The organism is Acidovorax sp. GW821-FHT10E04 (assembly GCF_059415185.1).
Genome location: NZ_JBWKMT010000004.1, coordinates 235,961 through 256,814, shown reverse-complemented (window position 1 = coordinate 256,814; position 20,854 = coordinate 235,961). Strand labels below are relative to the sequence as shown.

Sequence of the window (20,854 nt, the reverse complement as noted above, 5' to 3'; positions counted from 1 at the left end):
ACCCCCACGCTCCATCACTTCGTGTATTCGCTGCCCCCCAAGGGGGCGCAGGCCTCCCTTGGGGCGGCCCGGCGGGAGTCCTGATCCATGCACAAGAACGGCCCCATCGCCCTCGCGTTCAACGCGCTCGTCATCGCCTTCATGCTGGCCCCGCTTCTGGTGGTGTGCATCGTCGCCTTCACGCCGCACAACACGCTGACGCTGCCCACCACTGAGTTCTCGCTGCGCTGGTTTAAGGCGGTGTTCGACCACCCGGACTTCATGCAGTCGTTCTGGAACAGCCTGTGGCTGGCCCTGGCGTCGGCCACGCTGGCCACGGTGCTGGCAGTGCCCGCGGGCATTGCGATCACGCGCTACGACTTTCCCGGGCGCGGCTTTCTCAACGGCCTGTTTTTGTCGCCATTGATCATTCCGCACCTGGTGCTGGGCGTGGCCCTGCTGCGCCTGTTCGCGCTGATCGGCGGCACGGGCAGCTTTGGCTGGCTGGTGGTGGCGCACGCGCTCATCGTCACGCCGTACACGCTGCGCCTGGTGGTGGCGGCGCTGGTGGGGTTCGACCGCAGCGCGGAGCACGCAGCCCTGTCGCTGGGCGCCAGCCAGGCCACGGTGTTCACGCGCATCACGCTGCCCATGATTTTGCCGGGCGTGACGGGCGGGTGGATGCTGGCCTTCATCAACAGCTTTGACGAAGTGACCATGTCGATCTTCGTCACCTCGCCCAGCACGGTGACGCTGCCGGTGCGCATGTACATGTACGCCACCGAATCCATCGACCCGCTGATGGCGGCCGTGTCGGCGCTGATGGTGGCCGTGACGGCGTGCGCCATGGTGCTGCTGGACCGTGTGTATGGACTGGACCGCGTCCTCGTGGGCCGGAAGTAGATGAGCACCGAAAACATGAGTTCCAGCCCTGCCTTGCTGCACCGCGTGGCCGAGAAGAGCCGTGCGCCCGTGCACTTCACCATCAACGGCCAATCCGCCACCGCTCTTCAGGGCGATACGGTGCTGACGGCCATCCTCACGCAGCATGCGCAACTGCGCCGCAACGAGTTCAGCCACGAGCCGCGCGCAGGCTTCTGTTTGATGGGTGCCTGCCAGGACTGCTGGGTGCTGACCGACAGCGGCGAGCGCCTGCGCGCCTGCAGCACCTTCGTCACCCCCGGCATGGCGCTGCGCACCGAACCCGCCGACGCGGCCACCTTTGCCAGCGGGGGCCAGCCATGACGACGAAGCCTGCTTTGCAACCCGTGATCGTGGGTGCAGGCCCCGCCGGCATCCGCGCCGCGCAGACGCTGGCGGCGCACGGCGTGCGCCCTGTGCTGATCGACGAAGCCGCGCGCGGCGGCGGGCAGATCTACCGCCGCCCGCCTGCCCACTTCAAGCGCACCCCCGCCACGCTGTACGGCACCGAGGCCGCGCGTGCCACCGCATTGCACGGCACGCTGGACGGCCTGCACGCACAGATCGACTACCAGCCCGACAGCCTGGTGTGGAACGCACAGGGCGGCCTGCTGGATGTGCTGCACGGCCCCACGCAGACCACGCGCACCGTGCCCTACGGCCAGCTCATCGTGGCCAGCGGCGCCACCGACCGCGTGCTGCCCGTGCCGGGCTGGACGCTGCCGGGCGTCTACACGCTGGGCGGCGCACAGGTGGCGCTCAAGTTCCAGGGCTGCGCCATCGGCAGCCGGGTGGTGCTGATGGGCACGGGCCCGCTGCTGTACCTGGTGGCCTACCAGTACGCCAAGGCGGGCGCCGTGGTCGCTGCGGTGCTCGACACCGCGCGCTTTGCCGACCAGTTGGCCGCCGTGCCCGCCATGCTCACGCAGCCTGCGGTGTTCGCCAAGGGCGTCTACTACGTGGGCTGGCTGCGCGCGCACGGCGTGCCCATCCACAGCGGCATCCGCCCCGTGCGCGTGCTGGGCGACGGCCGCGTGGCGGGCGTGGTGTGGGCCGATGGTGCCGGGCGCGAACACACGCTCAGCTGCGACGCCGTGGGTTTTGGCTACGCGCTGCGCTCCGAAACACAACTGGCCGACCTGCTGGGCTGCCGCTTTGCCTGGGCACCGATGCACCGCGCCCACCTGCCCGAGCGCGATGCCGCGGGCCGCAGCAGCGTGCGAGGCGTGTACCTGGCGGGCGACGGCGCGGGCATCCTGGGCGCCGACGCGGCCGAGTGGGCCGGCGAGCTGGCCGCGCTGGCGCTGCTGCAGGACCACGGGACGGCCGTGGATGCGGCGCGCATGCAGGCGCTGCAGGGGCAGCTTCACCGCCTGATGCGGTTTCGCCAGGGGCTGGAACGCGCCTTTCCCTTCCCCACCGACTGGGCCGCGCAAGCGCCCGATGCGCTGGTGGTGTGCCGCTGCGAGAACATCACGGCGGGCGAGCTGCGCGCCTGCGTGCGCGAGACCGGTGCCGACGAGATGAACCGACTGAAGGCGCTCACCCGCGTGGGCATGGGCCGCTGCCAGGGCCGCAGCTGCGGCGTGGCCGCGGCCGAGATCCTGGCGCAGGCCACCGGCCAGCCCGTGGAGCGGGTGGGCCGGCTGCGCGGACAGGCGCCGATCAAGCCGATACCGATCCACCTGCAGGCACGGCAGGCCACCGACGCGGGAGCCAGCGCATGAACAGCAGCACGCCTCGGACCGTCAAGACCGACGTCGCCATCGTGGGCGGCGGCATCGTGGGTGCATCGGCCGCGCTGGCCCTGCGCCGCCAGGGCGTCGATGTCGTGCTGCTCGAGCGCGATCGCTGCGGCTCGCGCTCGAGCGGCGTGAACTACGGCGGTGTGCGCCGCCAGGGGCGACCCCTGAGCCAGTTGCCCCTGGCGCAGCGCGCCCACCAGATCTGGGCGCGCCTGCCCGAACTGATCGGCACCGATGGCGAGTACGCCCGCACCGGGCATTTCAAGATCGCGCGCAGCGAGGCGGACATGGCCGCGCTGGAGCACTACGCCCACCAGAGCCGGGACTTCGACCTGGGCATCGAGCTGATCAGCGGCGAGCGCCTGCGGGCGCAGTGCCCCTGGCTGGGCGGCAAGGCGGTGGGCGGCTCGCTGTGCGTGGACGATGGGCAGGCCAACCCGCGCCTGGTGTCGCCCGCGTTCGCGCTGGCAGCCCAACGCGCCGGCGCGCAGATCTTCGAGCGCTCGCCGCTCACACGCATCGAACACGACGGCCGGCAGTTGTTCACGCTGCACTCGGACACGGCACTGGAGGTCAGTGCCCCGGTGGTGCTCAACTGCGCGGGTGCCTGGGCCGGTGCGATGGCGGAGCAGTTTGGCGAACCGGTGCCGCTGCGCTCCGGCCACCCCGCGATGATGGTCACCGAGCCCCTGCCCTATTTCATGCAATGGAGCCTGGGCGTGGAAGGCGGCGGCATCTACTGCCGGCAGGTGGCGCGCGGCAATCTGGTGCTGGGCGGCGGGTCGGGCTTCTGGCTCGACGGCGACCGCGCGCGCTCGGAGCGCAGCGCCATCGCGTCGCTCACCGTGCAGGCGGTCGAGCTGCTGCCTGCGCTGACGCACGCGCACTTCATCCGCACCTGGAGCGGCACCGAGGGCTACCTGCCCGACCGCCAGCCCGTGCTGTGCAAGAGCCGCACCACGCCCGGCCTGATCCATGGCTTCGGCTTTGCGGGCGCGGGCTTTCAGATCGGCCCCGCCGTGGGCGAAGTGCTGGCCGAACTGGCGCGCGACGGGCACACCAGCACGCCGATCGACGCGTTTTCCCTGGCTCGCTTTGACACGCCGCCAGCGCCCGCCGCGGGCGCCACGCCCACAACAACCACAGCGCAGGCCCATTGAGCCCGCCGACCTCTCCCCACCCCCTCCCACCCGAAAGGCAATCACCATGAACTTCGCTTTCCGCCCGAACGTTTCCCTGCGCCGCGGCCTGCTGGCTGCGGCCGCTGCCACGGCCCTGGCCGCCAGCGGCGCAGCCGTGGCACAGACCCCCAAGACGCTGTACATCGGCATGAACGGCGGCACCATGGAGAAGGCGTACACCCAGTACGTGTTCCCGGCGTTCGAGAAGCTGCACGGCGTGAAGGTCGTGGTGGTGCCGGGCACGTCCTCGGACATATTGGCCAAGGCCCAGGCCAACAAGGACAAGCCGCAGATGCACGTGATGTTCCTCGATGACGGCATCATGGTGCGCGCCATGGGCATGGGCCTGTGCGAGAAGCAGCGCCCCAACCCGCACCTGAACGACATCTACCCCGCGGCGCGCTTCAAGGACGACCTGGCCAGCGGCGTGAGCCTGGGCATGACCGGCATCGCCTACAACACCAAGATGTTCACCGAAAAGGGCTGGGCCGCGCCCACCTCGTGGATGGACTTTGCGGACCCCAAGTACAAGGGCAAGGTGGTGTTCCAGTCCATGCCGTCGTCGTCGTTCGGGCTGCACGGCTTCCTGATGTTCAACCGCATCCAGGGCGGCAACGACAAGAACGTGGAACCGGGCTTCAACAACTGGGCCAAGACCATCGGCCCCAATGTGCTCGAATACATCCCGAGCTCGGCCAAGATCTCCGAGATGGTGCAGACCGGCGAGGCCGCGCTGTTCCCGCTCACGCCTACGGCCGTGGCCGCGCTCAAGTCCAAGGGCATTCCCGTGGAATACGCACAGCCCAAGGAGGGCTCGGTGGTGCTGATGACCGGCCAGTGCGTGATCGCCAGGAACAGCGAGCCCGAGCTGGCGCAGAAGCTGGCCGAGTTCCTGCTGAGCCCGCTGGCGCAGGCCAACGTGCTGCAGTTCGGCGCGCAGATCCCCACCAACCCCAAGGCCCCGGCCGTGGGCGAAGGCGCGGCGCAAGTGGCGCAGATCAGCCAGTGGATGAAGAACGCCGTGACGCTGGACTGGGACAGCGTGAACGCCAACCGCCCGGCCTGGAACACGCGCTGGAACAAGACCATCGAGCGCTGAACCTTCGCGGCCCCCCACACCGGCGGGCCGTTTGTGACAAATGTCACCGGCCCCGCCACGCCTTGCGACGGCGGGTGGCACAAACCGCTTCTTCGAATTCAGAATCCGGCGCCTGGACACGCCAATCATTCATTCGAAGAAGAGGGACCCCCCATGAAACGCTGGATCAAATGGACCGCCGGCGGCGCGCTGCTGCTGAGCGCCATCGTTGCCGCCACGGCGGCCAGCGGCCTGTATCTCGCCGAGCAAAAGCGCAACCGGTACATCGACATCAAGCCCCGGCCCGTGGCCTACACCACCGATGCGCAGACCATCGAGCGCGGGCGCTACCTGTATGCATCGCGCGGCTGCACCGACTGCCACGGCGCGCAGGGCACGGGCCGCGAATTCGTCAACGACGGCAAGGGCACGCGCATCATCGGGCCCAACATCACGCCCGCCGGCGTGGTGGCGCGCTACCAGCCCGAGGACTGGAACAGCGTGATCCGCCATGGCGTGAAGCCCAACGGTCGCCCCGTGCTGGTGATGCCCAGCGAGGACTACAACCGCTTCACCAACGACGACCTGAATGCCCTGGTGTCGTATGTGCGCCAGCTCAAGCCCCAGGAGGGCACGCAGGCGGTGGTGGAGCTGCCCCGCCCCGCCTGGGTGCTGTACGGCCTGGGCGCCATCCCCGACGCGGCGGCGCGCATCGACCACCAGCTCGCTCCGTCACGCCCCGTGCCAGCCGGCGTGACACTGGCCAACGGCCAGTACGTGGCCAACATGTGCATCGGCTGCCACGGCGCCACGCTGGAGGGCGGCAAGATTCCGGGCGGGCCACCCGACTGGCCCGCTGCCGCCGACATCCGCCCCGGCGCCGACAGCGCCCTGGCGCGCTACCCCACGGCGGCGAGCTTCGTCGCCATGCTGCGCACCGGCAAACGGCCGGACGGCACGCCCATCCAGGTCATGCCGTTCGAGTCGCTGGGCCAGCTCAGCGATGTGGATGCACAGGCGCTCTACCTGTACCTCAATGCCCCCGCCGGGAGCGTGAAGGTGGACAACGTGGGCGCGCCGGCCGCGGGCAACAAGAGCAGCGTCAACACCATTCCCTCGGGACCGGGCGGCCTGAAGCTGCCGGGCTGAGGAAGCGAAGGGCCGGCACGGCCCACGGGGCGCCGGCCTGCCCGCTGGCCCGCCATCCGGTGGACCACCCGCCGTGGTGGCGGGTCAGCTGCCGGGGTGCAGGTGGGCGCCGCCCGCGGGCGCCTGGCTGTACGAACCCATGGGGCCTCCCGGGGGCGCGGCGGGCGGCGCGCGGCGCACGCGCGGCACCACGCTGAGCTGCACGGTGTCGAGCACCGGGCCGGGCGCCACGTTCAGGGCCTTGCGCGGCAGGTCCACCAGCTGCTCCGCATGCCATACGCGGACCTGGGCGGCACCTTCGGGCACGGCGGGAAAGCGGGCAATGCCGTCGCCGTCGGTCTTGAGGGCCCAGGCCGAATCGGTCACGAACACATGGCCGCGCATGGAGCCGTGCAGATGGCAGCCCAGCAGCACCACGCCGGGCGTGTCGAGCTTCACGTCGGCGAAATTGGAGGGCTTGCCATCGGTCTTGCCCGCCAGGCGCAGCTCGAAGCCGGGGTTGGTGCCGCCCGGCGCCGCGGCGGCCGCGACCGTGGCGGGGTTGCCGCGCACATGGTGGTCCCACCGGTCCTGGTTGGTGAAGCGCACGGTGGTGCCGGGGGCCACCACGGTCAAGGCGGGCACGAAGCGCATCTTCTCCTGTTCGATGGTGGGACTGGCCTGCAGCAGGCTCGGGGGCGTGCCGGCCGTGGCGCCGGGGTACACCACCACCACCGCATCGGGCACGGGCCGGCCCTCGCGGTCCAGCACCTGGATTTGAACATTTCCGGCGCTAGCGCTTACCCATAAAGCGCTGATAGCTATCAAAATAATAGTATTTTTCATCATGGCGTCAGTGGATGGTGATCACGTCCCGGTGCATGGGTGCGAGCAGGGCCAGCAACCGGTTTTGCTGGGCGAAGGGTATGCCCTGGGCATCCATGGCGCTTTGCAGCACCTCCACGAGGGCATGGAAGTGGCCCTTATGGATGTCCATGTCGGCATGGGCCGATTTCATGTCAGCGCCTTCATATTTGCAAGGCCCCCCGCTGAGCTGGCAGACCTGGTCGGTCAGGCTTTCCTTGAGGGCCTGGGGCTTCGCCTCCTTGAAGTGGCCGCCAATGCGCGGGTCTCTCACGACACGGTCCACGAAGTCGTCCATGAGGCGGGTGATGCCGGGCTTTTCGCCCAGCGCCTGGTACAGGCCCGCGGGCGCCGCCGGGGAGGTGGCCGGGGCAGGCTGCGACAGGGCAGCTGGAGCCCACAGGCAGGCGGCGGCCAGGGCCAGGGCAGTGAGGGTGTTGCGCTTGATCGTCATGGGGGTCTCCGAAGCGGGCTCAGAAAGCGACCTGGGCCGACAGGTAGTAGCCCGTCTGGCGGCGGTTGTTGGTGATGCCCGGCACGATGCGCCCCAGGTCCACATACGCCAGCGTGAGCGACACGTTCTTGGTGGGTGCCCAGGCGATGAAGATGTCCTTCCAGTCGTCCTCGCGCAGCGCGGCGCCCAGGCCGGCCGCCGCGCCCAGCGCCTGCAGGTTGTTGGGCTTGAAGCGGTACTCGGCGCCGACCGCCAGGTTCTTGCTCAGCAGGTAGGCCATCGAGAACTCGGGCTGCAGGCTGCGGCTGTTCCTGCCCGGCGCGGCCGAGCCAAAGCCCAGCAGGCCGTTCTGGTTGGCATTGGTGTAGCGCAGGGTGCCGTTGACGAGCAGGCTCTGCGCCAGCAGCAGCTTGGTGGCGCTCACATACACATCGGTGCCGCTGGTTCTTGTACCCAGGAAGTCGAGCACCGACCCGATGGAGCCCGCGTGCGTGCGCTTGTGCTCCAGGCCCACGGCGATCTGCGGCATGAGGCTGTCGGCATCCAGCACGGCATCGCCCGCCATCTTCACCTTGATGCCCACCACATCCATCCGGATGTGCTGGCCGGGCACCACGCCAAAGGGCGCGATGCCGTTGAGCGCCAGCGCAGGCGAGGCATCAAGATCCTGCCGGGCCAGCGACAGCTCCACCCGGTCGTGCAGGCCCAGCGCCACGCCATAGCCCGTGAGGCCGTAGTCCTGCGTGGCCGCCCGCGTGGCGTAGCCGCTGAAGCCGGTCTCGCCCGCCGTGGCGTTCGTGCCGATCACGGCCCAGGGCGTGAGCCCGCCGCCGGCCGACCCGCCGATGCTGCTGACGCCGCCGGTGAGCAGCAGCTTGCCCGTCCCGGCCTGGGCCAGCCCGGCGGCGCCCATCGCCAGTGCCGCGAGCAGCGTGCAGTGAAGCCTGTATTCCATCGTGATCTCTCCCAAAGGGCGGTGTCGCGGTTGTAAGTGGATGTTGCTCCCAACTTACGAACCCCGGCACCCGGTGGATTCAAAAACGACAGATAAATTTTTTTGACGGGTGCCTGCGCCAGCCCTCCACCCCGGCGCCCCTTACAGCATGCGCTCGATCAGCGCGCCCTTGAACAGCACCGGCCCGGTAGGTCCGGTCGCGCTGGGCACGCCACCCTTGGGCTCCAGGCTGATCGCCAGGGCTGGCACCTGCTTCACATCGGCCTCGCCCGCCACCAGGGTGAGCAGCCTGTCCTGCCCCAGCACCCCCAGCGAACGCGGCCCGCCCGAGGGCGGCAGCGCCCACAGCTGCAGCGACTTGTCGGCCCCTTCCTGGAAGCCGCCCACGCGCTGCAGCACCAGCTGGTTGTTCCTGGGGTCGAAGGTGACCAGCATCGACGCGGCCTCCTTGTCGTCGGACAGCACGGCCACGTACTGGATCTGCGGCGCGGCCTGCAGTTGCTGCTGCAGCGTGGCAATCTGCCGGCCCGACGTGGCCTTGAGCGCGCCGTGCACCTGCACGCCGATCGCCACCGCCGCCACGGTGGCCAGCGCGCCCGCGGCGGCCGCGCCGCGCCACACCAAGAGGCTGTGCCACCAGCCGCCGCCCGGCACCCGGTCTGCGGGCCGATGGGCGGCCTGCAGGGCCCGCGCGGCCTTGTCCGCCTCGACCAGGTTGTGGATGCGGGTCCAGACATGCGAGGACGGCTCGGCCAGTTCCTGCAGTTCGGTCAGGCCGGACCAGCGGCCTTGCCACACCAGCGCGGCAGCCCGCACGGGGGCCTGCTCGCGGGCCAGGGTTTCGAAGCGGCGGCGGGCGCCGCCCCGCAGCGTGCCCAGCGCATAGCTGGCCGCCAGGCGGTCCAGCAGTTCGGGGTGTCGGGAAAGGTTCATGGGGAGGTTCCTGGCTCAGGCATAGCGTGCCATGCAGGCGCGCAGCTGTTCCAGCCCGCGCCGGATCCAGGTCTTGACGGTGCCCAGCGGCAGCTTGAGCTGCTCGGCCAGCTCGCCGTGGCTCAGGTCGCGCAGGTAGGCCAGGCTCACCACCTCGCGCTGCCGCGTCTCCAGCTTGCCCAGGCATTGGTGCAACGCGAAGGCCTGCTCGCTCGCCTCGGTGGCGTCCATGGGGTTGGCGCCCTCGCCCGGCAGCGTTTCCGCCAGGGCATCGTCCAGTTCGTTCATGAGGTCCGCGCGGTCGCTGGTGCGCTTGCGCAGCGCATCGAGCGCGCGGCTGCGCACGATGAGCCCCAGCCACGCCATGGGCGGGCTGAGCGATGCACGGTAGCTGGCGGCCGACCGCCAGATGGTCAGGAACGACTCCTGCAGCACGTCCTCGGCCGCATCACGGTTGCGCACCACGCGCAGCGCCAGGCCAAAAAGCCGCGACGAGGTGCTCTCGTACAGGCTTTTCAGCGCGGTGTCGTCCTGCGCGGCGATGCGGTCGAGGAGGTCCATCAGTTCACGGTCTGTGTGGAGGGTGCTCATGCGCCCATTCTCTGGGATTGGTCTCTGTTCACGGTGCAATGGGATCTTCTGTGGGTGAATACGCCACAGCGGGCGCTTTGGATTCATCGCCCGGCCCGAAGAGTGCAGCGTGCGGCGGCGCGTTCAAGCCGACTCGGTCGCTGCTGCTGCTGCGACCGCTACCACTGCGCGCAGACCCCCACGAGCCCCGCCACCACCAGCGCCAGCCCCACGCCCTCGGTGCGCGTCAGGCTCTCGCGGAACACGCGGCGCGAGACGAGGTAGCTGAAAAGCACCTCCACCAGGCCCAGCGTGCGCACGTCGGACGCGGGCCGCATGGCGTAGGCCGTGAACCACGCGATGGACGCGACCGCGCCCATCGATCCCGCCACCACCGACATGCGCCAGGCCCTCGCGATGGCGCCCGCCACTCCGGGCTGGCGTGCCAGCAGCCAGCCGCCCAGCACCACCGACTGCAGCAGCTGCGCCCAGAACACGCCCCAGGCACCGGCCACCCAGGGCGCCACGCCCGCATTGGCCTCTGCCAGCGCCAGCGACGCACCGCGAAATCCCACGCTGGCCAGCGCGAAGCAGGCGCCCGATGACAGCCCGTAGACCACGAGCCGGCCGCTGCCCTGGCCGTCCACGGCCCCTGGCCCCGCGCGCAGCGCGCGCCAGCCGCCGCCCGGCGGCAGCGACAGCAGCACCACGCCCACCGTGGCCGCCGCCATGGCGCCCAGCGCCAGCGGGCCCGGCAGTTCGTGCAGCAGCACGGCCGAGAACAGGGCCACCTGCAGCACCTCGGTCTTGGAATACGCCACGGCAAGCACGAAGTTGCGCTCCTTCATCGCCAGCAGCAGGAAGGCCGTGGCCCCCACCTGCGTGAGCGCGCCCGTGGCAAGCCACGCGGCATACACCAGGTTGAACTGCGGAATGCCGCCCGCCCCCACCCAGGTCAGCCCCGCCACCCAGGCCGCGGCCAGCGGCAGGCCGTACAGAAAGCGCACCAGCGTGGCCGCCAGCGTGCCCAGCCCGGCGGTGAGCGAGCGCTGCGCCGCGTTGCGCGCGGTCTGGGCCAATGCGGCCCACAGCGTCAGCGGTATCCACGCCCAGGCGATCCAGGAAAGAGTCATGCAGGGGTTATAGCGGCCCCATGGCGCGCCGCCCGACGCCAATGGGCAATGCGGCCATGCAGGGGCGCGAGGGCGCGGTGCGCCCCCACGTCAGCGGCCCGGTCAGTCAGACGGCCAGACGGTCAGTCCGCCGTGATGTGGCTGGTCTCGGCCACCTTCTTCCACTTCACGATCTCGTCGGCAATGATCTTGGCGAAGGCCGCGGGCGTGTCCTCGACCGTGATGGCACCGGCGGCGGCGAACTTCTCCTGCACCATCGGCGTGCGCAGCGCACGCACGATGGCGCCGTGCAGCTTCTCCAGCACATCGGCGGGCAGGCCGGCGGGCGCCAGCACGCCGTTCCAGAAGCCTTCGTTGGCGCTCTTGAGGCCCAGCTCCGCGAAGGTGGGCACCTCGGGCAATTCCTTCAGGCGCCGAGGCGTGGCCAGGGCCATGGGAACCAGGTTGCCCGACTTGATGTGCGGCATCGACGAGGCCAGCGTGTCGTAGATCATCTCGACCTGGCCGCCGATCACGTCGTTGAGCGCCGGGCCCGTGCCGCGGTACGGCACATGCACCACGCGCAGGCCGCTGAGCGACTTGTAGTACTCCATCGCCATGTGGGTGGCGCCGCCGTTGCCCGAGGAGGCATACGAATACTTGCCGGGCGACTGGCCCACGAGCTTGGCGAACTCCGCATAGTTCTTGGCGGGGAAGCTCTTGTTGATGGCCAGCACCCCGGGCACCGACAGGATGCGCGTGATGGGCGTGAAGCTCTTGAGCGCATCGAAGCTCAGGTTCTTGTACACCGCCGAATTCGTGCCGTTGGTGCTGGTGGTGCCCAGCAGCAGCGTGTAGCCGTCGGCCTTGGATTCGGCCACGAAGCGCGCGCCCACCGAGCCGCCCGCGCCCGCCTTGTTCTCCACGATCACCGGCTGGCCCAGTTCCTTGGACAAGGCGTCGGCCAGCACGCGGCCACTGATGTCCGACGTGCCGCCCGGCGGAAACGGCACCACCAGCTTGACGGGTTTGTCAGGGAAGGCGCCCTGCGCGGCGGCGGGCAGCGCCGCCGCGGCCCCCAGCAGTGCCAGTGCGACGCCAGCGGCCGTGCGGCGGTTCATTCGGTGCTTGTTCATGGGTGTTGTCTCCTGCGAATGTGGGAATGAAAGAATCAATGGAACTTTGAAACGCTGGAACGTGAAGGGCCTACTTGCCCGTGCAGCCCTTGCCGCCATCCACCGGAATGCACACGCCCGTCACGTAGCGCGCCTCGTCGCTCGCCAGGAACAGCGCCGTGTAGGCCACGTCCCAGGCCTGGCCCATGCGGCCCATGGGGCTGGCGGCGTTGCGGGTGCGCAGCATCTCCTCGGTGCTGGCGAACTGGCCGGCGATCTGCTGGTGGATGAGCGGTGTGTCGATGACGCCCGGCAGCACCGCGTTGGCGCGGATGCCCTGGGCCGCGTACTGCACGGCCAGCGCCCGCGTGAAGTGGTTGAGCCCGGCCTTGGCCGCGTAGTACGGCATGTACGGGTAGCTGTTGATCTGCTGCGAGGCCAGCGACGAGATGTTGACGATGGCGCCGCGCCCCTGCGCCAGCATCACCGGCACCACGTGCTTGCAGGTGAGGAACACGCCGGTCAGGTTGGTGTCGATCACCTGCTGCCAGGTGGCTTCGTCCATGTCGATCACGCTGCCCATGCGCGTGATGCCCACGTTGTTGTGCAGGATGTCGATGGCGCCAAAGCGCGCGTGCACGCGCCGCGCCACCTCGGCCACGGCGGCGGAGTCCGTGACGTCGGCGGCATAGGCCTCGGCGTCGAAGCCCTCGGCGTACAGCTGGGCACGGGTTTCCTCGGCCGCCTCGCGGCGGATGTCCACCACCGCCACGCGCGCGCCTTCGCGGGCATAGACCATGGCGGCGGCCTTGCCGTTGCCCCAGCCGGGGCCAGCCGAACCGCCACCGAACACCAGTGCCACCTTGCCCGCCACACGGCCCCGGCCGGGCAGCGCATCGAGCGGCGGGAAGTACGCGGCCGACGTTGCCGGGCTGCTTGCATGTGCTGTGGTCGCCATGAATGTCTCTTTCTTTGTGGGTTGTGCCGGGCCTTCAGCCTCAGTGCACGGCCGCCATGAGTTCGGCCCAGTCGCGTGCGCCCTGCCCTTCGCGCGCCCCCAGGGCATAGGCCGCCTGGTTCACGCGGCTGATCACGCCGGTCTCCCATGCGGAGCGGGCGTCGCCAATGCGCGCGCTGCTGGCAGCCACCGTGGCAGCCGGGATGCCCCGCGCATCGAGTGCCGGCAGGCGCGAGACGCCCGCGCCGTCGCAGCCGATGCCCGCATCGTTGTAGAGCGCGGCGAACACGGGCAGCTTGATGGCGGTCTCGAACCGGCCACCCAGCAAGCCGCCGTGCGAGGCGGTGATCACCACGCAGTCGCGGTCCTCCTCGGCCACCAGCGAGGCCGAGTCGATGAGCACGACGGTGCGGTGCCCATGCAGTCCCGGCAGCACCTTGCGCGCCTCGCCGGGCGAGGGTCCCGGGTCCACGGCCTGCAGGTCCGCAGCGGCCATGCACTGCGCGGCCTGCAGGGCGGGCATGCCCACGCGCACGCCCAGCTGCACGGCACGCGCGTTGGCGTACGAGACCAGGCCGCGCCGCGCGCAGTCGGCCCCGTCGCCGATGCGCGCCGAGCGGTGGTGGAGGGCGGCGCACGGCACGCCCAGGCTGTTGGCATGGTCCAGGCCCGCGATGCCCGCGCGCTCCAGCCCCACGCCCGCATCACACACCACCAGGCCGGCCACGCCCTCCTGCAGCGCCAGGTGCACCGCGAACACGCCGCCATGCGAGGCGGCGATGGCCACGCGGCCCCGCACGTCCTGCCCCATGCGGGTGACCGAATCGCAGACCAGGATGTCGCGCGAAGGGGTGGTGCCGGTCATTCGCCGCTCCGGTCCTTGTTGTGGCCCTCGCCCGTGCCACGGTAGGGCACCTCGTGGTCCACCAGGTCCCACACGAAACGGGCGGACGGAATGCGCTGCTCTTCCGCGATGTGCGCCACCAGCCCCGCCGCGCGCGAGATGACGGCAAAGCCGCGCATCATCGCCGGGGGCACGCCCAGCTCGCCCAGCAGCGTGCCCACCGCGCCCGTGGCGTTGATGGTGATGTGCTTGCCGAAGGCGCCATCCACCTCGCGCGAGAGGACCTCGATGGCCTGTAGGTAGCGCCCCTCGAAGCGCGGATGCTCGCGGCCGATGGCCAGCAGCCTGGCCGCGCGTGGGTCGTCCGGCTTGTGCATGTGCTGGCCGAAGCCGGGGATGGGCTTGCGCTCGGCGCGGTGGCGCTGCACCGTGGCGCGCGCCGCGGCCTCCACGCCTTCGGGCGCATCGATGATCTGGCGCAGCAGGATGGCCGAATTTTCCACCGTGCCCACGAACTGGCTGCCCACGGCCAGCAGGCCCGCGGCCACGCCGCTCTGGATGTTCTCGGGCGAGCTCATGTAGACCATGCGCGTGGCGATGGCGCTCGGCGTGAGGCCGTGCTCCATGATGGCGATGAGCGCGGCGTCGAGCACGCGCAGGTCGTCGGCGTCAGGCCGGCGGTTGAGGATCTGCGAGAACAGCACGTCGGTGAAGCCGCGCTGGCCCAGCACGTCCTCGGCCAGGTTGTCGCCCCGGTAGTGGATCGACGTTGGCGAGTGCGTGCACAGCTCGGTGTAGGGGCGTTCCACGGGCTTGTTCATGCGGGCTGCTCCTGGCGCACCAGGCGCGTGATGTCGGCCTTGAGCGTGACCTTGTGCACCTTGCCCGCCACGCTGCGCGGCAGGTCGGCGTAGAAGTGCACGGCCTTGGGGGTCTTCACGGAGCCCAGGTGCTCCTTCGCGAAGGCGATGAGCTCCTGCGCGCTCACCTGCGCGCCGGGCTTGAGCTGCACGGCCGCGTGCACGGCCTCGCCCCACTTGTCGTCCTCGATGCCGAACACGGCGGACTCGTGCACGGCGGGGTGCTGGTCGAGCACGCTCTCCACATCGATGGGGTAGACGTTGAAGCCGCCGGTGATGACCACCTCGCGCAGCCGGTCCTTGAGGAACAGGTAGCCGCGCTCGTCCACGTAGCCCCGGTCGCCCGTGTGCAGCCAGCCGTCCACGATGGTCTCGGCGGTCTTCTCCGGCATCTTCCAGTAGCCGTTCATGATGAGGTCGCCGCGCACCACGATCTCGCCCGCCTCGCCCGTGGGCAGCAGGGCGCCTTCCGGGCTCATGATGGCCATGTCGGTCACCAGGCCCTGGCGGCCCACGGAGCGCCAGTTGGCCTCGTCGGCGAAGTCTTCGGCGCGCATCACGCTGACCACCTGCGGCGCCTCGGTCTGGCCGTAGGTGGTCTCCAGCACGGGGCCGAAGCATTCGCGCACCACGCGGATCTTCTCGGGCGGCATGGGCGCGCCGCCGTAGATCAGGTGCCTGAGGCGGGGCAGCCGAAGGCGCTCGCCATGCGCCTCGGCCACCAGCATGTACAGCAGCGTGGGCGGCATGAAGGTGGTGGTGATGCCATCCTCGCGGAAGCTGCGCAGCAGCTCGGCCGGCTTGTTGCTGGCGGGCAGCACGTGGCAGCCGCCCTGCGCCAGGATGGGCAGCAGGTAGGTGGAGGTGCCGTGCGTGACGGGCGCCGAGATGAGGTAGCGGTCGTCCGCGCCGAAGCCGAACGCCTGGATCTGGTTGACCAGCGTGGCCACCCACGCGCGGTAGGGCTGCATCACGCCCTTGGGCACGCCGGTGGAGCCGCCCGTGAACTTGATGGCCTGGGCCTCGTCGCGAGAGCGGCCGTGCGGCCGGGGCCGCTGGCCCGCGTGCGCAGCCTCGGCGGCCTGCAGCGTGGCGCGGGCTTCACCGCCCTCGCCCAGCGCCAGCACGGCCTTCACGCCGGCCAGGTCGAGCGTGCCCAGGTGCGCGGGCTCGGCCACCACGATGGTGGGTTCGGTGAACGCGATGATGCGGTTGAGCTCCGCCGCCGGGTTGCGCCAGTTCAGCGGCACCCACACCTTGCCCGCCGCCAGCACGGCCAGCAGCGCCACGACATGGTCCACGGTGTTGCCGGCGCAGATGCCGACGCGCGAGCCGGGTTCGGCGTCCAGCTGCTGCAGCGCACAGGCGGCGGCGTCCACGCGCGCGGCCAGCGCGGCATAGGTCAGCACCTGGCCGCCGCCGGCCAGGGCTTCCCGCTGCGGATACATCCGGACAGCGCGGTAGAAGAAATCGATGGGGTACATGCAAATATTCCGCAATACGGACTTTTATTGTTGAATCGTCGTCAGTGAAATAAACTTCTCATTGAATTATTCCTTTGCACGGCCGGACGCCAAAGCAAATAAGTCCACAATATGGATTTACAGTGAATTTGATGACATGACCACCGTTCAAAGCCTGGACCGGGCCATCGGGCTGCTGCGGCTGATTTCCTCCGAGCACAAGTCCGGCGCCCGCCTGTCCACGCTGGTGGCGGCCAGCGGCCTGGCGCAGCCCACGGTGCACCGGCTGCTCAAGCAACTGGTCGAAGGCGGGCTGGTGATGCAGGACGCCCGGCGCCGCTACCGGCTGGGCCACTTCGCCTACGAACTCGGGCTGGTGGCGTCCACCCACTTCAATTTGCGCGACCAGTGCGCGCCCTTCCTCGCACGCATCAGCGCCGAGACGGGGGACACCGCCTTCCTGGTGGTGCGCAGCGGGGCGGATTCGTTCTGCCTGGACCGCCAGTCCGGCAGCTTTCCGATCCAGGTGCTGACCGTGGAAGTGGGCAAGCGCCGGCCCCTGGGCATTGGCGGCGGGGGGCTGGCGCTGCTGAGCTTCATGCCGCAGGACGAACTGCCCGAGGTGCTCGGCCGCATCGAGCCGCACCTGGCCACCTACGGGGGCCTCACGCGGCAGATCCTGCTGGACCTGATGGAAACCGCCCGTGCGCGGGGCTACGCCAGCATCACCAACTACGCCGTGGCGGGCGTGACCAGCATTGGCGTGCCCATCCGGGACCGGGGCGGCATGGTGGTCGGCGCCATCAGCGTGAGCGCCATGACGGCGCGCATGCAGCCGCGCGAGGACTTCGTGGTGCAGACCCTGCAGCGGGAGATCGCGGCGCTGCAGAAGACGCTGTAGGTCCTGCGCACCGGCCGGCCGCGGTTGCACGGGCCACGGTTAGGCGGGGTAGGTGCCCGGCAGCAGGATGGACTGGTCCACCGTGTTGATGTTGGTGTGGCCGCAGAAGGCCATGGTGATGTCCAGCTCCTTCTGGATGATCTGCAGCGCGCGGGTCACCCCCGCCTCGCCGAAGGCACCCAGGCCGTAGAGGAAACTGCGCCCGATCAGCGTGCCCTGGGCGCCCAGCGCACGCGCCTTGAGCACGTCCTGCCCGCTGCGGATGCCGCCGTCCATCCACACCTCGATGTCCTTGCCGGCAGCGGCCGCGATGCCGGGCAGCGCGGCGATGGACGATGGCGCGCCGTCCAGCTGGCGGCCGCCGTGGTTGCTGACGATGAGCGCATCGGCGCCGCTGTCGACCGCCAGGCGGGCGTCCTCCGCGTCCATGATGCCCTTGAGGATCAGCTTGCCGCCCCAGCGCTTCTTGATCCACTCGACATCGCCCCAGTTGAGCTGCGGGTCGAACTGCTCGGCCGTCCAGGACGAGAGCGAGGACAGATCGCCCACGCCCTTGGCATGGCCCACGATGTTGCCGAACGAGCGGCGCGGGGTGCCCAGCATGCCCAGGCACCAGCGCGGCTTGGTCGCCAGGTTGATGAGGTTGGCGAGCGTGGGCTTGGGCGGCGCCGACAGTCCGTTCTTGATGTCCTTGTGGCGCTGGCCCAGGATCTGCAGGTCCAGCGTGAGCTGCAGCGCCGAGCAGTTGGCGGCCTTGGCGCGGTCGATCAGGCGCTCGATGAAGTCGCGGTCGCGCATCACATACACCTGGAACCAGAACGGGTGGCGCCCCGTGTGCTCGGCGATGTCCTCGAGGGAGCAGATGCTCATGGTCGAGAGCGTGAACGGGATGCCGAACGCCTTGGCCGCCTTCGCGCCCAGGATCTCGCCGTCGGCATGCTGCATGCCCGTGAGGCCCGTGGGCGCGATGGCCACGGGCATGGCCACGTCCTGCCCCACCATGGTGGTGCGCGTGCTGCGGCCTTCCATGTTCACGGCCACGCGCTGGCGCAGCTTGATGCGCTGGAAGTCGCTTTCGTTGGCGCGGTAGGTGCCCTCGGTGTACGAGCCTGAATCGGCGTAGTCATAGAACATGCGCGGCACGCGCCGCTGGGCGATGACACGCAGGTCTTCGATGCAGGTGATTTTGGACAAGTCAGGCACGCGGACGCTCCAGAAGGGGTTGCACAGGGGACGGTAAGAACTGCGCGGATGGTAGGCACTTGCGCGCTGGCGGGCCATCAAAATTATTTGCGCGGGGCTGCAACAAATTTCCAAGGCAGGCCGAGGCGGGCCCGCGCAAGCTCCAGGACTTTCACCAAAAACACCGCCTGGCGCTTATTCCACAAGCGCAATAAGCTATTATTTTCATAGCAAAACATGATCCCACCGTGGGTTCTGGCATGCGGCCCCCCTCCCCGCACCGCGTCGCACCGCCGCATGCTCAGCGCACGCGGCCTCCCGCGTTGTCGGCCAGCACGACCTCGGGCGCCTCGTCCGGGCCCCGGTAGAGCATGAAGCGCATGCGCCCGCCGCGCTTGGCGGCGTACATGGCGCTGTCGGCATGGCGCGAAAGCGCGTCGAAGGTGTCACCATGCTGGGGGTACAGCGCGATGCCGCCGCTCAGCCCGATCTGCAGCACCCGCCCCGCCAGCTCGAAAGGCAGGTCGCAGGACGCGAGGATCTTGCATGCCACGCTGCACGCGGGCTCGGCGCCGTCCAGCCCCGGCAGCAGCACCACGAATTCGTCGCCGCCCTGGCGGCACACGGTGTCCGAGGCGCGCACGGCGGCCTTCAGGCGCTGGGCGAACTGCACCAGCAGCAGGTCGCCCACATCGTGGCCGAGGGTGTCATTCACGTCCTTGAAGCCGTCCAGGTCCAGGTACATCACGGCCAGGCACTTGCCGTCGCGGCGCGCCTGCGAGATGGCCAGCTGGGCGCGGTCCTGCAGCAGCACGCGGTTGGGCAGGTCGGTCAGCGCGTCGTACTGGGCGAGGTGCGCCATGCGCTCGGCCATGACCACCGATTCGGTCACATCGCGCAGCACGGCCACGGCGCCCGTCACGGCCCCATGGCGGTCGGTGATGGGGCTGGAGGTTTCCTCCACCTGAAAGCGCTGCCCGCTGGTGCGGTGCAGGACCACGCCGCGCACCGCTTCCACCGCCAGGCCCTGCTCCATGGCCTGGCGCAAGGGGCTGGCCAGCACCGCGTCGTTGTCGGGGCTGCGCAGGTTCACTACCTCGTCCACGTTGTGGCCCGCCGCGTCGAAGGCCTGCCAGCCGGTCAGGCGCTCGGCCACCGGGTTCAGGTACGTGACCGCTCCATGGGCGTCCGCGCAGACCACCGCGTCTCCGATGGACTGCAGCGTGAGGCGCACGCGCTCCTTCTCGTCAAACAGTTCGTCCTCCATGCGCTTGCGTTCCGAGATGTCCGTCACCTGCACGAAGATGCCACGCACCTTGCCGCCCTCGGTGTCGGGCAGGTAGGAGGCCATGGTGTGGCGCGCAACGCCATGCACATCCGCGAAGGTGCGCTCGAACAGTTGCGGCTCGCCCAGCAGCGCCCTGTCCAGGAACGGCTTGTTCTGCGCGAACAGCTCCGGCCCGAGCAGGTCGCTCAGGTGCATGCCGGGCATGCGCTCGGGCCGCACGCCGAACCACTCGAAATAGACCTGGTTGGCGAACCGGTTGCGCAGCCCGGCATCCCAGTAGCCGATCATCGAGGGCATGTTGTCGAGAATGGTGCGCGTGTTGCGTTCGGCCTCGCGCAGCCGCGCGGAGACCTGCTGGCGCAGCGTGAGTTCGCGCACGAACAGCGTGGCCAGCCCCACGCAGCTGACCATCAGCAGCAGCGCGAACCCGCCCAGCACCCAGGCGCTGCGGTACCACTTGGCCAGAACGGTGTCGGTGGACTGCGCCACGTTGAGGATCAGCGGATAGCGCCCCACGGGACGGAACGAATACAGGCGCTCCATGCCGTCGATGGTGGACGTGCCGATGAAGGTGCCCGTGCCCTCCGTCTGGAAGCGGATCAGGTTGGGGGTGCCCGCCAGGCTGCGGCCCACGTCGGCGTCCCCATAGGGAAACCGGGTGATCACGACGCCGTCGCTGCGAAACAGGTTCACGCCGCTGTGGGGGCCCATGTCGAGCGAACCGAACAGCTCATTGAAATAGCTCAGGCTGATGGCGCCCACCACCACCCCGGCGAAGCTGCCGTCCGGACGGTAGTAGGCGCGCGAGACCGGCAGGATGTTGAGCCCGGTCACGCGCGAGGGCACGGGCTTGCCCACGAACAGGCCCTGGTGCCCGCCCGACTGGAACGCCGTGAAATAGTCGCGGTCCGCGAAGTTGACCCGGCGCGGCGGCAGCGGGCCCGAATCGAGCACCACGTTGCCCAGGGTGTCGAGCACCAGCACATCGCCCGCGCCACGCGCGCGCAGGGAGTTGTCGAACACCACCCGGGCGCGCAGGTCGGGCGGCAGGGCCCACACCTCGGGCCTGCCCACCTCGCGCGCCACGCCTTCCAGCGATTTGTCGAACGTGTCGAGCGCCCAGCTCAGCCCCTGCTCCAGCGTGCGCGCGAGATTGGCGTTGGTCTGGGCGGCGTAGTTCCACTCGTCAGCGCGAATGGTCCAGATCGTGCGTGCGAAGAGTGCGCCAATGCCCAGCGAGACCAACAGGGCCAGCCAGATCAGGCGGTGGGAAAAGAACTGGCGCAGAAAGGGCATAGAAATATCTTGTAACCATTCTAGGCG

20 protein-coding genes are annotated in these 20,854 nt (G+C 69.6%); 7 read left to right on the top strand and 13 right to left on the bottom strand.

The features are described 5' to 3' along the window. Positions 1 to 87: 87 nt before the first annotated feature. From AC07OC_RS14590 to AC07OC_RS14565, 6 genes are all read left to right on the top strand, one after another. Positions 88 to 882 carry an ABC transporter permease gene (locus AC07OC_RS14590; RefSeq protein ID WP_218340075.1) on the top strand — a complete coding sequence of 265 codons (795 nt, stop codon included), beginning with the start codon at positions 88 to 90 and terminating at the stop codon, positions 880 to 882. 15 nt (positions 883 to 897) lie between these two features. Further along, positions 898 to 1,224, top strand: a complete 327-nt coding sequence (locus tag AC07OC_RS14585) for a (2Fe-2S)-binding protein (RefSeq protein WP_255591094.1) — start codon at positions 898 to 900, stop codon at positions 1,222 to 1,224. Then, the gene (locus AC07OC_RS14580) at positions 1,221 to 2,627 is read left to right on the top strand and encodes an FAD/NAD(P)-dependent oxidoreductase (protein ID WP_218340073.1); all 1,407 of its coding nucleotides are present in this window, start codon (positions 1,221 to 1,223) and stop codon (positions 2,625 to 2,627) included. Before AC07OC_RS14585 ends, AC07OC_RS14580 begins: the two co-directional genes overlap by 4 nt. Beyond that, positions 2,624 to 3,805: an NAD(P)/FAD-dependent oxidoreductase gene (locus tag AC07OC_RS14575; protein ID WP_218295637.1), complete on the top strand. Its 1,182-nt coding sequence runs from the start codon at positions 2,624 to 2,626 to the stop codon at positions 3,803 to 3,805. The genes AC07OC_RS14580 and AC07OC_RS14575 overlap by 4 nt, the downstream gene beginning before the upstream one ends. Before the next feature lie 46 nt (positions 3,806 to 3,851). Further along, on the top strand, positions 3,852 to 4,925 hold the full coding sequence (locus tag AC07OC_RS14570) for an ABC transporter substrate-binding protein (protein WP_218295638.1): 1,074 nt from the start codon (positions 3,852 to 3,854) through the stop codon (positions 4,923 to 4,925). A 153-nt stretch (positions 4,926 to 5,078) separates the two neighbouring features. Then, positions 5,079 to 6,053, top strand: a complete 975-nt coding sequence (locus AC07OC_RS14565) for a c-type cytochrome (RefSeq protein WP_218295639.1) — start codon at positions 5,079 to 5,081, stop codon at positions 6,051 to 6,053. Between the two features lie 84 nt (positions 6,054 to 6,137). Here the strand turns inward: AC07OC_RS14565 and AC07OC_RS14560 are convergent, their stop codons facing one another. From AC07OC_RS14560 to AC07OC_RS14510, 11 genes are all read right to left on the bottom strand, one after another. Then, a complete protein-coding gene (locus tag AC07OC_RS14560; protein ID WP_218295823.1) occupies positions 6,138 to 6,803 on the bottom strand; it encodes a cupredoxin domain-containing protein in 666 nt (221 codons plus the stop codon). Positions 6,804 to 6,885: 82 nt separating this feature from the next. Next, a complete protein-coding gene (locus tag AC07OC_RS14555) occupies positions 6,886 to 7,350 on the bottom strand; it encodes a group I truncated hemoglobin (RefSeq protein ID WP_218340072.1) in 465 nt (154 codons plus the stop codon). A gap of 19 nt (positions 7,351 to 7,369) precedes the next feature. Beyond that, positions 7,370 to 8,305, bottom strand: a complete 936-nt coding sequence (locus AC07OC_RS14550) for a DUF3034 family protein (RefSeq protein ID WP_218340071.1) — start codon at positions 8,303 to 8,305, stop codon at positions 7,370 to 7,372. Positions 8,306 to 8,446: 141 nt separating this feature from the next. Further along, positions 8,447 to 9,238, bottom strand: coding sequence for an anti-sigma factor (locus AC07OC_RS14545; RefSeq protein ID WP_218295642.1), 792 nt, complete (start codon positions 9,236 to 9,238; stop codon positions 8,447 to 8,449). A 15-nt stretch (positions 9,239 to 9,253) separates the two neighbouring features. Further along, positions 9,254 to 9,829 carry a sigma-70 family RNA polymerase sigma factor gene (locus tag AC07OC_RS14540; protein ID WP_218340070.1) on the bottom strand — a complete coding sequence of 192 codons (576 nt, stop codon included), beginning with the start codon at positions 9,827 to 9,829 and terminating at the stop codon, positions 9,254 to 9,256. Positions 9,830 to 9,987: 158 nt separating this feature from the next. Next, on the bottom strand, positions 9,988 to 10,941 hold the full coding sequence (locus tag AC07OC_RS14535) for a DMT family transporter (protein ID WP_218340069.1): 954 nt from the start codon (positions 10,939 to 10,941) through the stop codon (positions 9,988 to 9,990). Positions 10,942 to 11,063: 122 nt separating this feature from the next. Further along, positions 11,064 to 12,056: a Bug family tripartite tricarboxylate transporter substrate binding protein gene (locus AC07OC_RS14530; RefSeq protein ID WP_255591093.1), complete on the bottom strand. Its 993-nt coding sequence runs from the start codon at positions 12,054 to 12,056 to the stop codon at positions 11,064 to 11,066. 70 nt (positions 12,057 to 12,126) lie between these two features. Continuing rightward, complete coding sequence (locus AC07OC_RS14525) at positions 12,127 to 12,993, bottom strand: SDR family NAD(P)-dependent oxidoreductase (protein WP_255591092.1); 867 nt, start codon at positions 12,991 to 12,993, stop codon at positions 12,127 to 12,129. Between the two features lie 40 nt (positions 12,994 to 13,033). After that, positions 13,034 to 13,858: a hypothetical protein gene (locus AC07OC_RS14520; protein ID WP_369643034.1), complete on the bottom strand. Its 825-nt coding sequence runs from the start codon at positions 13,856 to 13,858 to the stop codon at positions 13,034 to 13,036. Next, positions 13,855 to 14,658, bottom strand: a complete 804-nt coding sequence (locus tag AC07OC_RS14515) for a citryl-CoA lyase (RefSeq protein ID WP_492244169.1) — start codon at positions 14,656 to 14,658, stop codon at positions 13,855 to 13,857. The genes AC07OC_RS14520 and AC07OC_RS14515 overlap by 4 nt, the downstream gene beginning before the upstream one ends. Continuing rightward, positions 14,655 to 16,181 (bottom strand): class I adenylate-forming enzyme family protein, encoded by a 1,527-nt coding sequence (locus AC07OC_RS14510; protein WP_218295647.1) that lies wholly within the window; start codon positions 16,179 to 16,181, stop codon positions 14,655 to 14,657. The genes AC07OC_RS14515 and AC07OC_RS14510 overlap by 4 nt, the downstream gene beginning before the upstream one ends. A gap of 136 nt (positions 16,182 to 16,317) precedes the next feature. On the opposite strand from AC07OC_RS14510, the gene AC07OC_RS14505 reads away from it, so the two are divergent. After that, positions 16,318 to 17,061 (top strand): IclR family transcriptional regulator, encoded by a 744-nt coding sequence (locus tag AC07OC_RS14505; RefSeq protein WP_369643036.1) that lies wholly within the window; start codon positions 16,318 to 16,320, stop codon positions 17,059 to 17,061. 39 nt (positions 17,062 to 17,100) lie between these two features. On the opposite strand, the gene AC07OC_RS14500 is transcribed toward AC07OC_RS14505, so the two are convergent. Beyond that, positions 17,101 to 18,264, bottom strand: a complete 1,164-nt coding sequence (locus tag AC07OC_RS14500) for an alpha-hydroxy acid oxidase (RefSeq protein ID WP_369643037.1) — start codon at positions 18,262 to 18,264, stop codon at positions 17,101 to 17,103. Between the two features lie 280 nt (positions 18,265 to 18,544). Then, the gene (locus tag AC07OC_RS14495) at positions 18,545 to 20,827 is read right to left on the bottom strand and encodes a bifunctional diguanylate cyclase/phosphodiesterase (protein ID WP_492253658.1); all 2,283 of its coding nucleotides are present in this window, start codon (positions 20,825 to 20,827) and stop codon (positions 18,545 to 18,547) included. Positions 20,828 to 20,854 lie beyond the last annotated feature (27 nt).

Coding starts and splice junctions, on each gene's coding strand:
- AC07OC_RS14555 (WP_218340072.1), bottom strand. CDS start 7,350: ATGACGATCAAGCGCAACACCCTCACTGCCCTGGCCCTGGCCGCCGCC.
- AC07OC_RS14565 (WP_218295639.1), top strand. CDS start 5,079: ATGAAACGCTGGATCAAATGGACCGCCGGCGGCGCGCTGCTGCTGAGC.
- AC07OC_RS14550 (WP_218340071.1), bottom strand. CDS start 8,305: ATGGAATACAGGCTTCACTGCACGCTGCTCGCGGCACTGGCGATGGGC.
- AC07OC_RS14530 (WP_255591093.1), bottom strand. CDS start 12,056: ATGAACAAGCACCGAATGAACCGCCGCACGGCCGCTGGCGTCGCACTG.
- AC07OC_RS14510 (WP_218295647.1), bottom strand. CDS start 16,181: ATGTACCCCATCGATTTCTTCTACCGCGCTGTCCGGATGTATCCGCAG.
- AC07OC_RS14570 (WP_218295638.1), top strand. CDS start 3,852: ATGAACTTCGCTTTCCGCCCGAACGTTTCCCTGCGCCGCGGCCTGCTG.
- AC07OC_RS14540 (WP_218340070.1), bottom strand. CDS start 9,829: ATGAGCACCCTCCACACAGACCGTGAACTGATGGACCTCCTCGACCGC.
- AC07OC_RS14590 (WP_218340075.1), top strand. CDS start 88: ATGCACAAGAACGGCCCCATCGCCCTCGCGTTCAACGCGCTCGTCATC.
- AC07OC_RS14575 (WP_218295637.1), top strand. CDS start 2,624: ATGAACAGCAGCACGCCTCGGACCGTCAAGACCGACGTCGCCATCGTG.
- AC07OC_RS14585 (WP_255591094.1), top strand. CDS start 898: ATGAGTTCCAGCCCTGCCTTGCTGCACCGCGTGGCCGAGAAGAGCCGT.
- AC07OC_RS14525 (WP_255591092.1), bottom strand. CDS start 12,993: ATGGCGACCACAGCACATGCAAGCAGCCCGGCAACGTCGGCCGCGTAC.
- AC07OC_RS14520 (WP_369643034.1), bottom strand. CDS start 13,858: ATGACCGGCACCACCCCTTCGCGCGACATCCTGGTCTGCGATTCGGTC.
- AC07OC_RS14580 (WP_218340073.1), top strand. CDS start 1,221: ATGACGACGAAGCCTGCTTTGCAACCCGTGATCGTGGGTGCAGGCCCC.
- AC07OC_RS14515 (WP_492244169.1), bottom strand. CDS start 14,658: ATGAACAAGCCCGTGGAACGCCCCTACACCGAGCTGTGCACGCACTCG.
- AC07OC_RS14505 (WP_369643036.1), top strand. CDS start 16,318: ATGACCACCGTTCAAAGCCTGGACCGGGCCATCGGGCTGCTGCGGCTG.
- AC07OC_RS14495 (WP_492253658.1), bottom strand. CDS start 20,827: ATGCCCTTTCTGCGCCAGTTCTTTTCCCACCGCCTGATCTGGCTGGCC.
- AC07OC_RS14535 (WP_218340069.1), bottom strand. CDS start 10,941: ATGACTCTTTCCTGGATCGCCTGGGCGTGGATACCGCTGACGCTGTGG.
- AC07OC_RS14545 (WP_218295642.1), bottom strand. CDS start 9,238: ATGAACCTTTCCCGACACCCCGAACTGCTGGACCGCCTGGCGGCCAGC.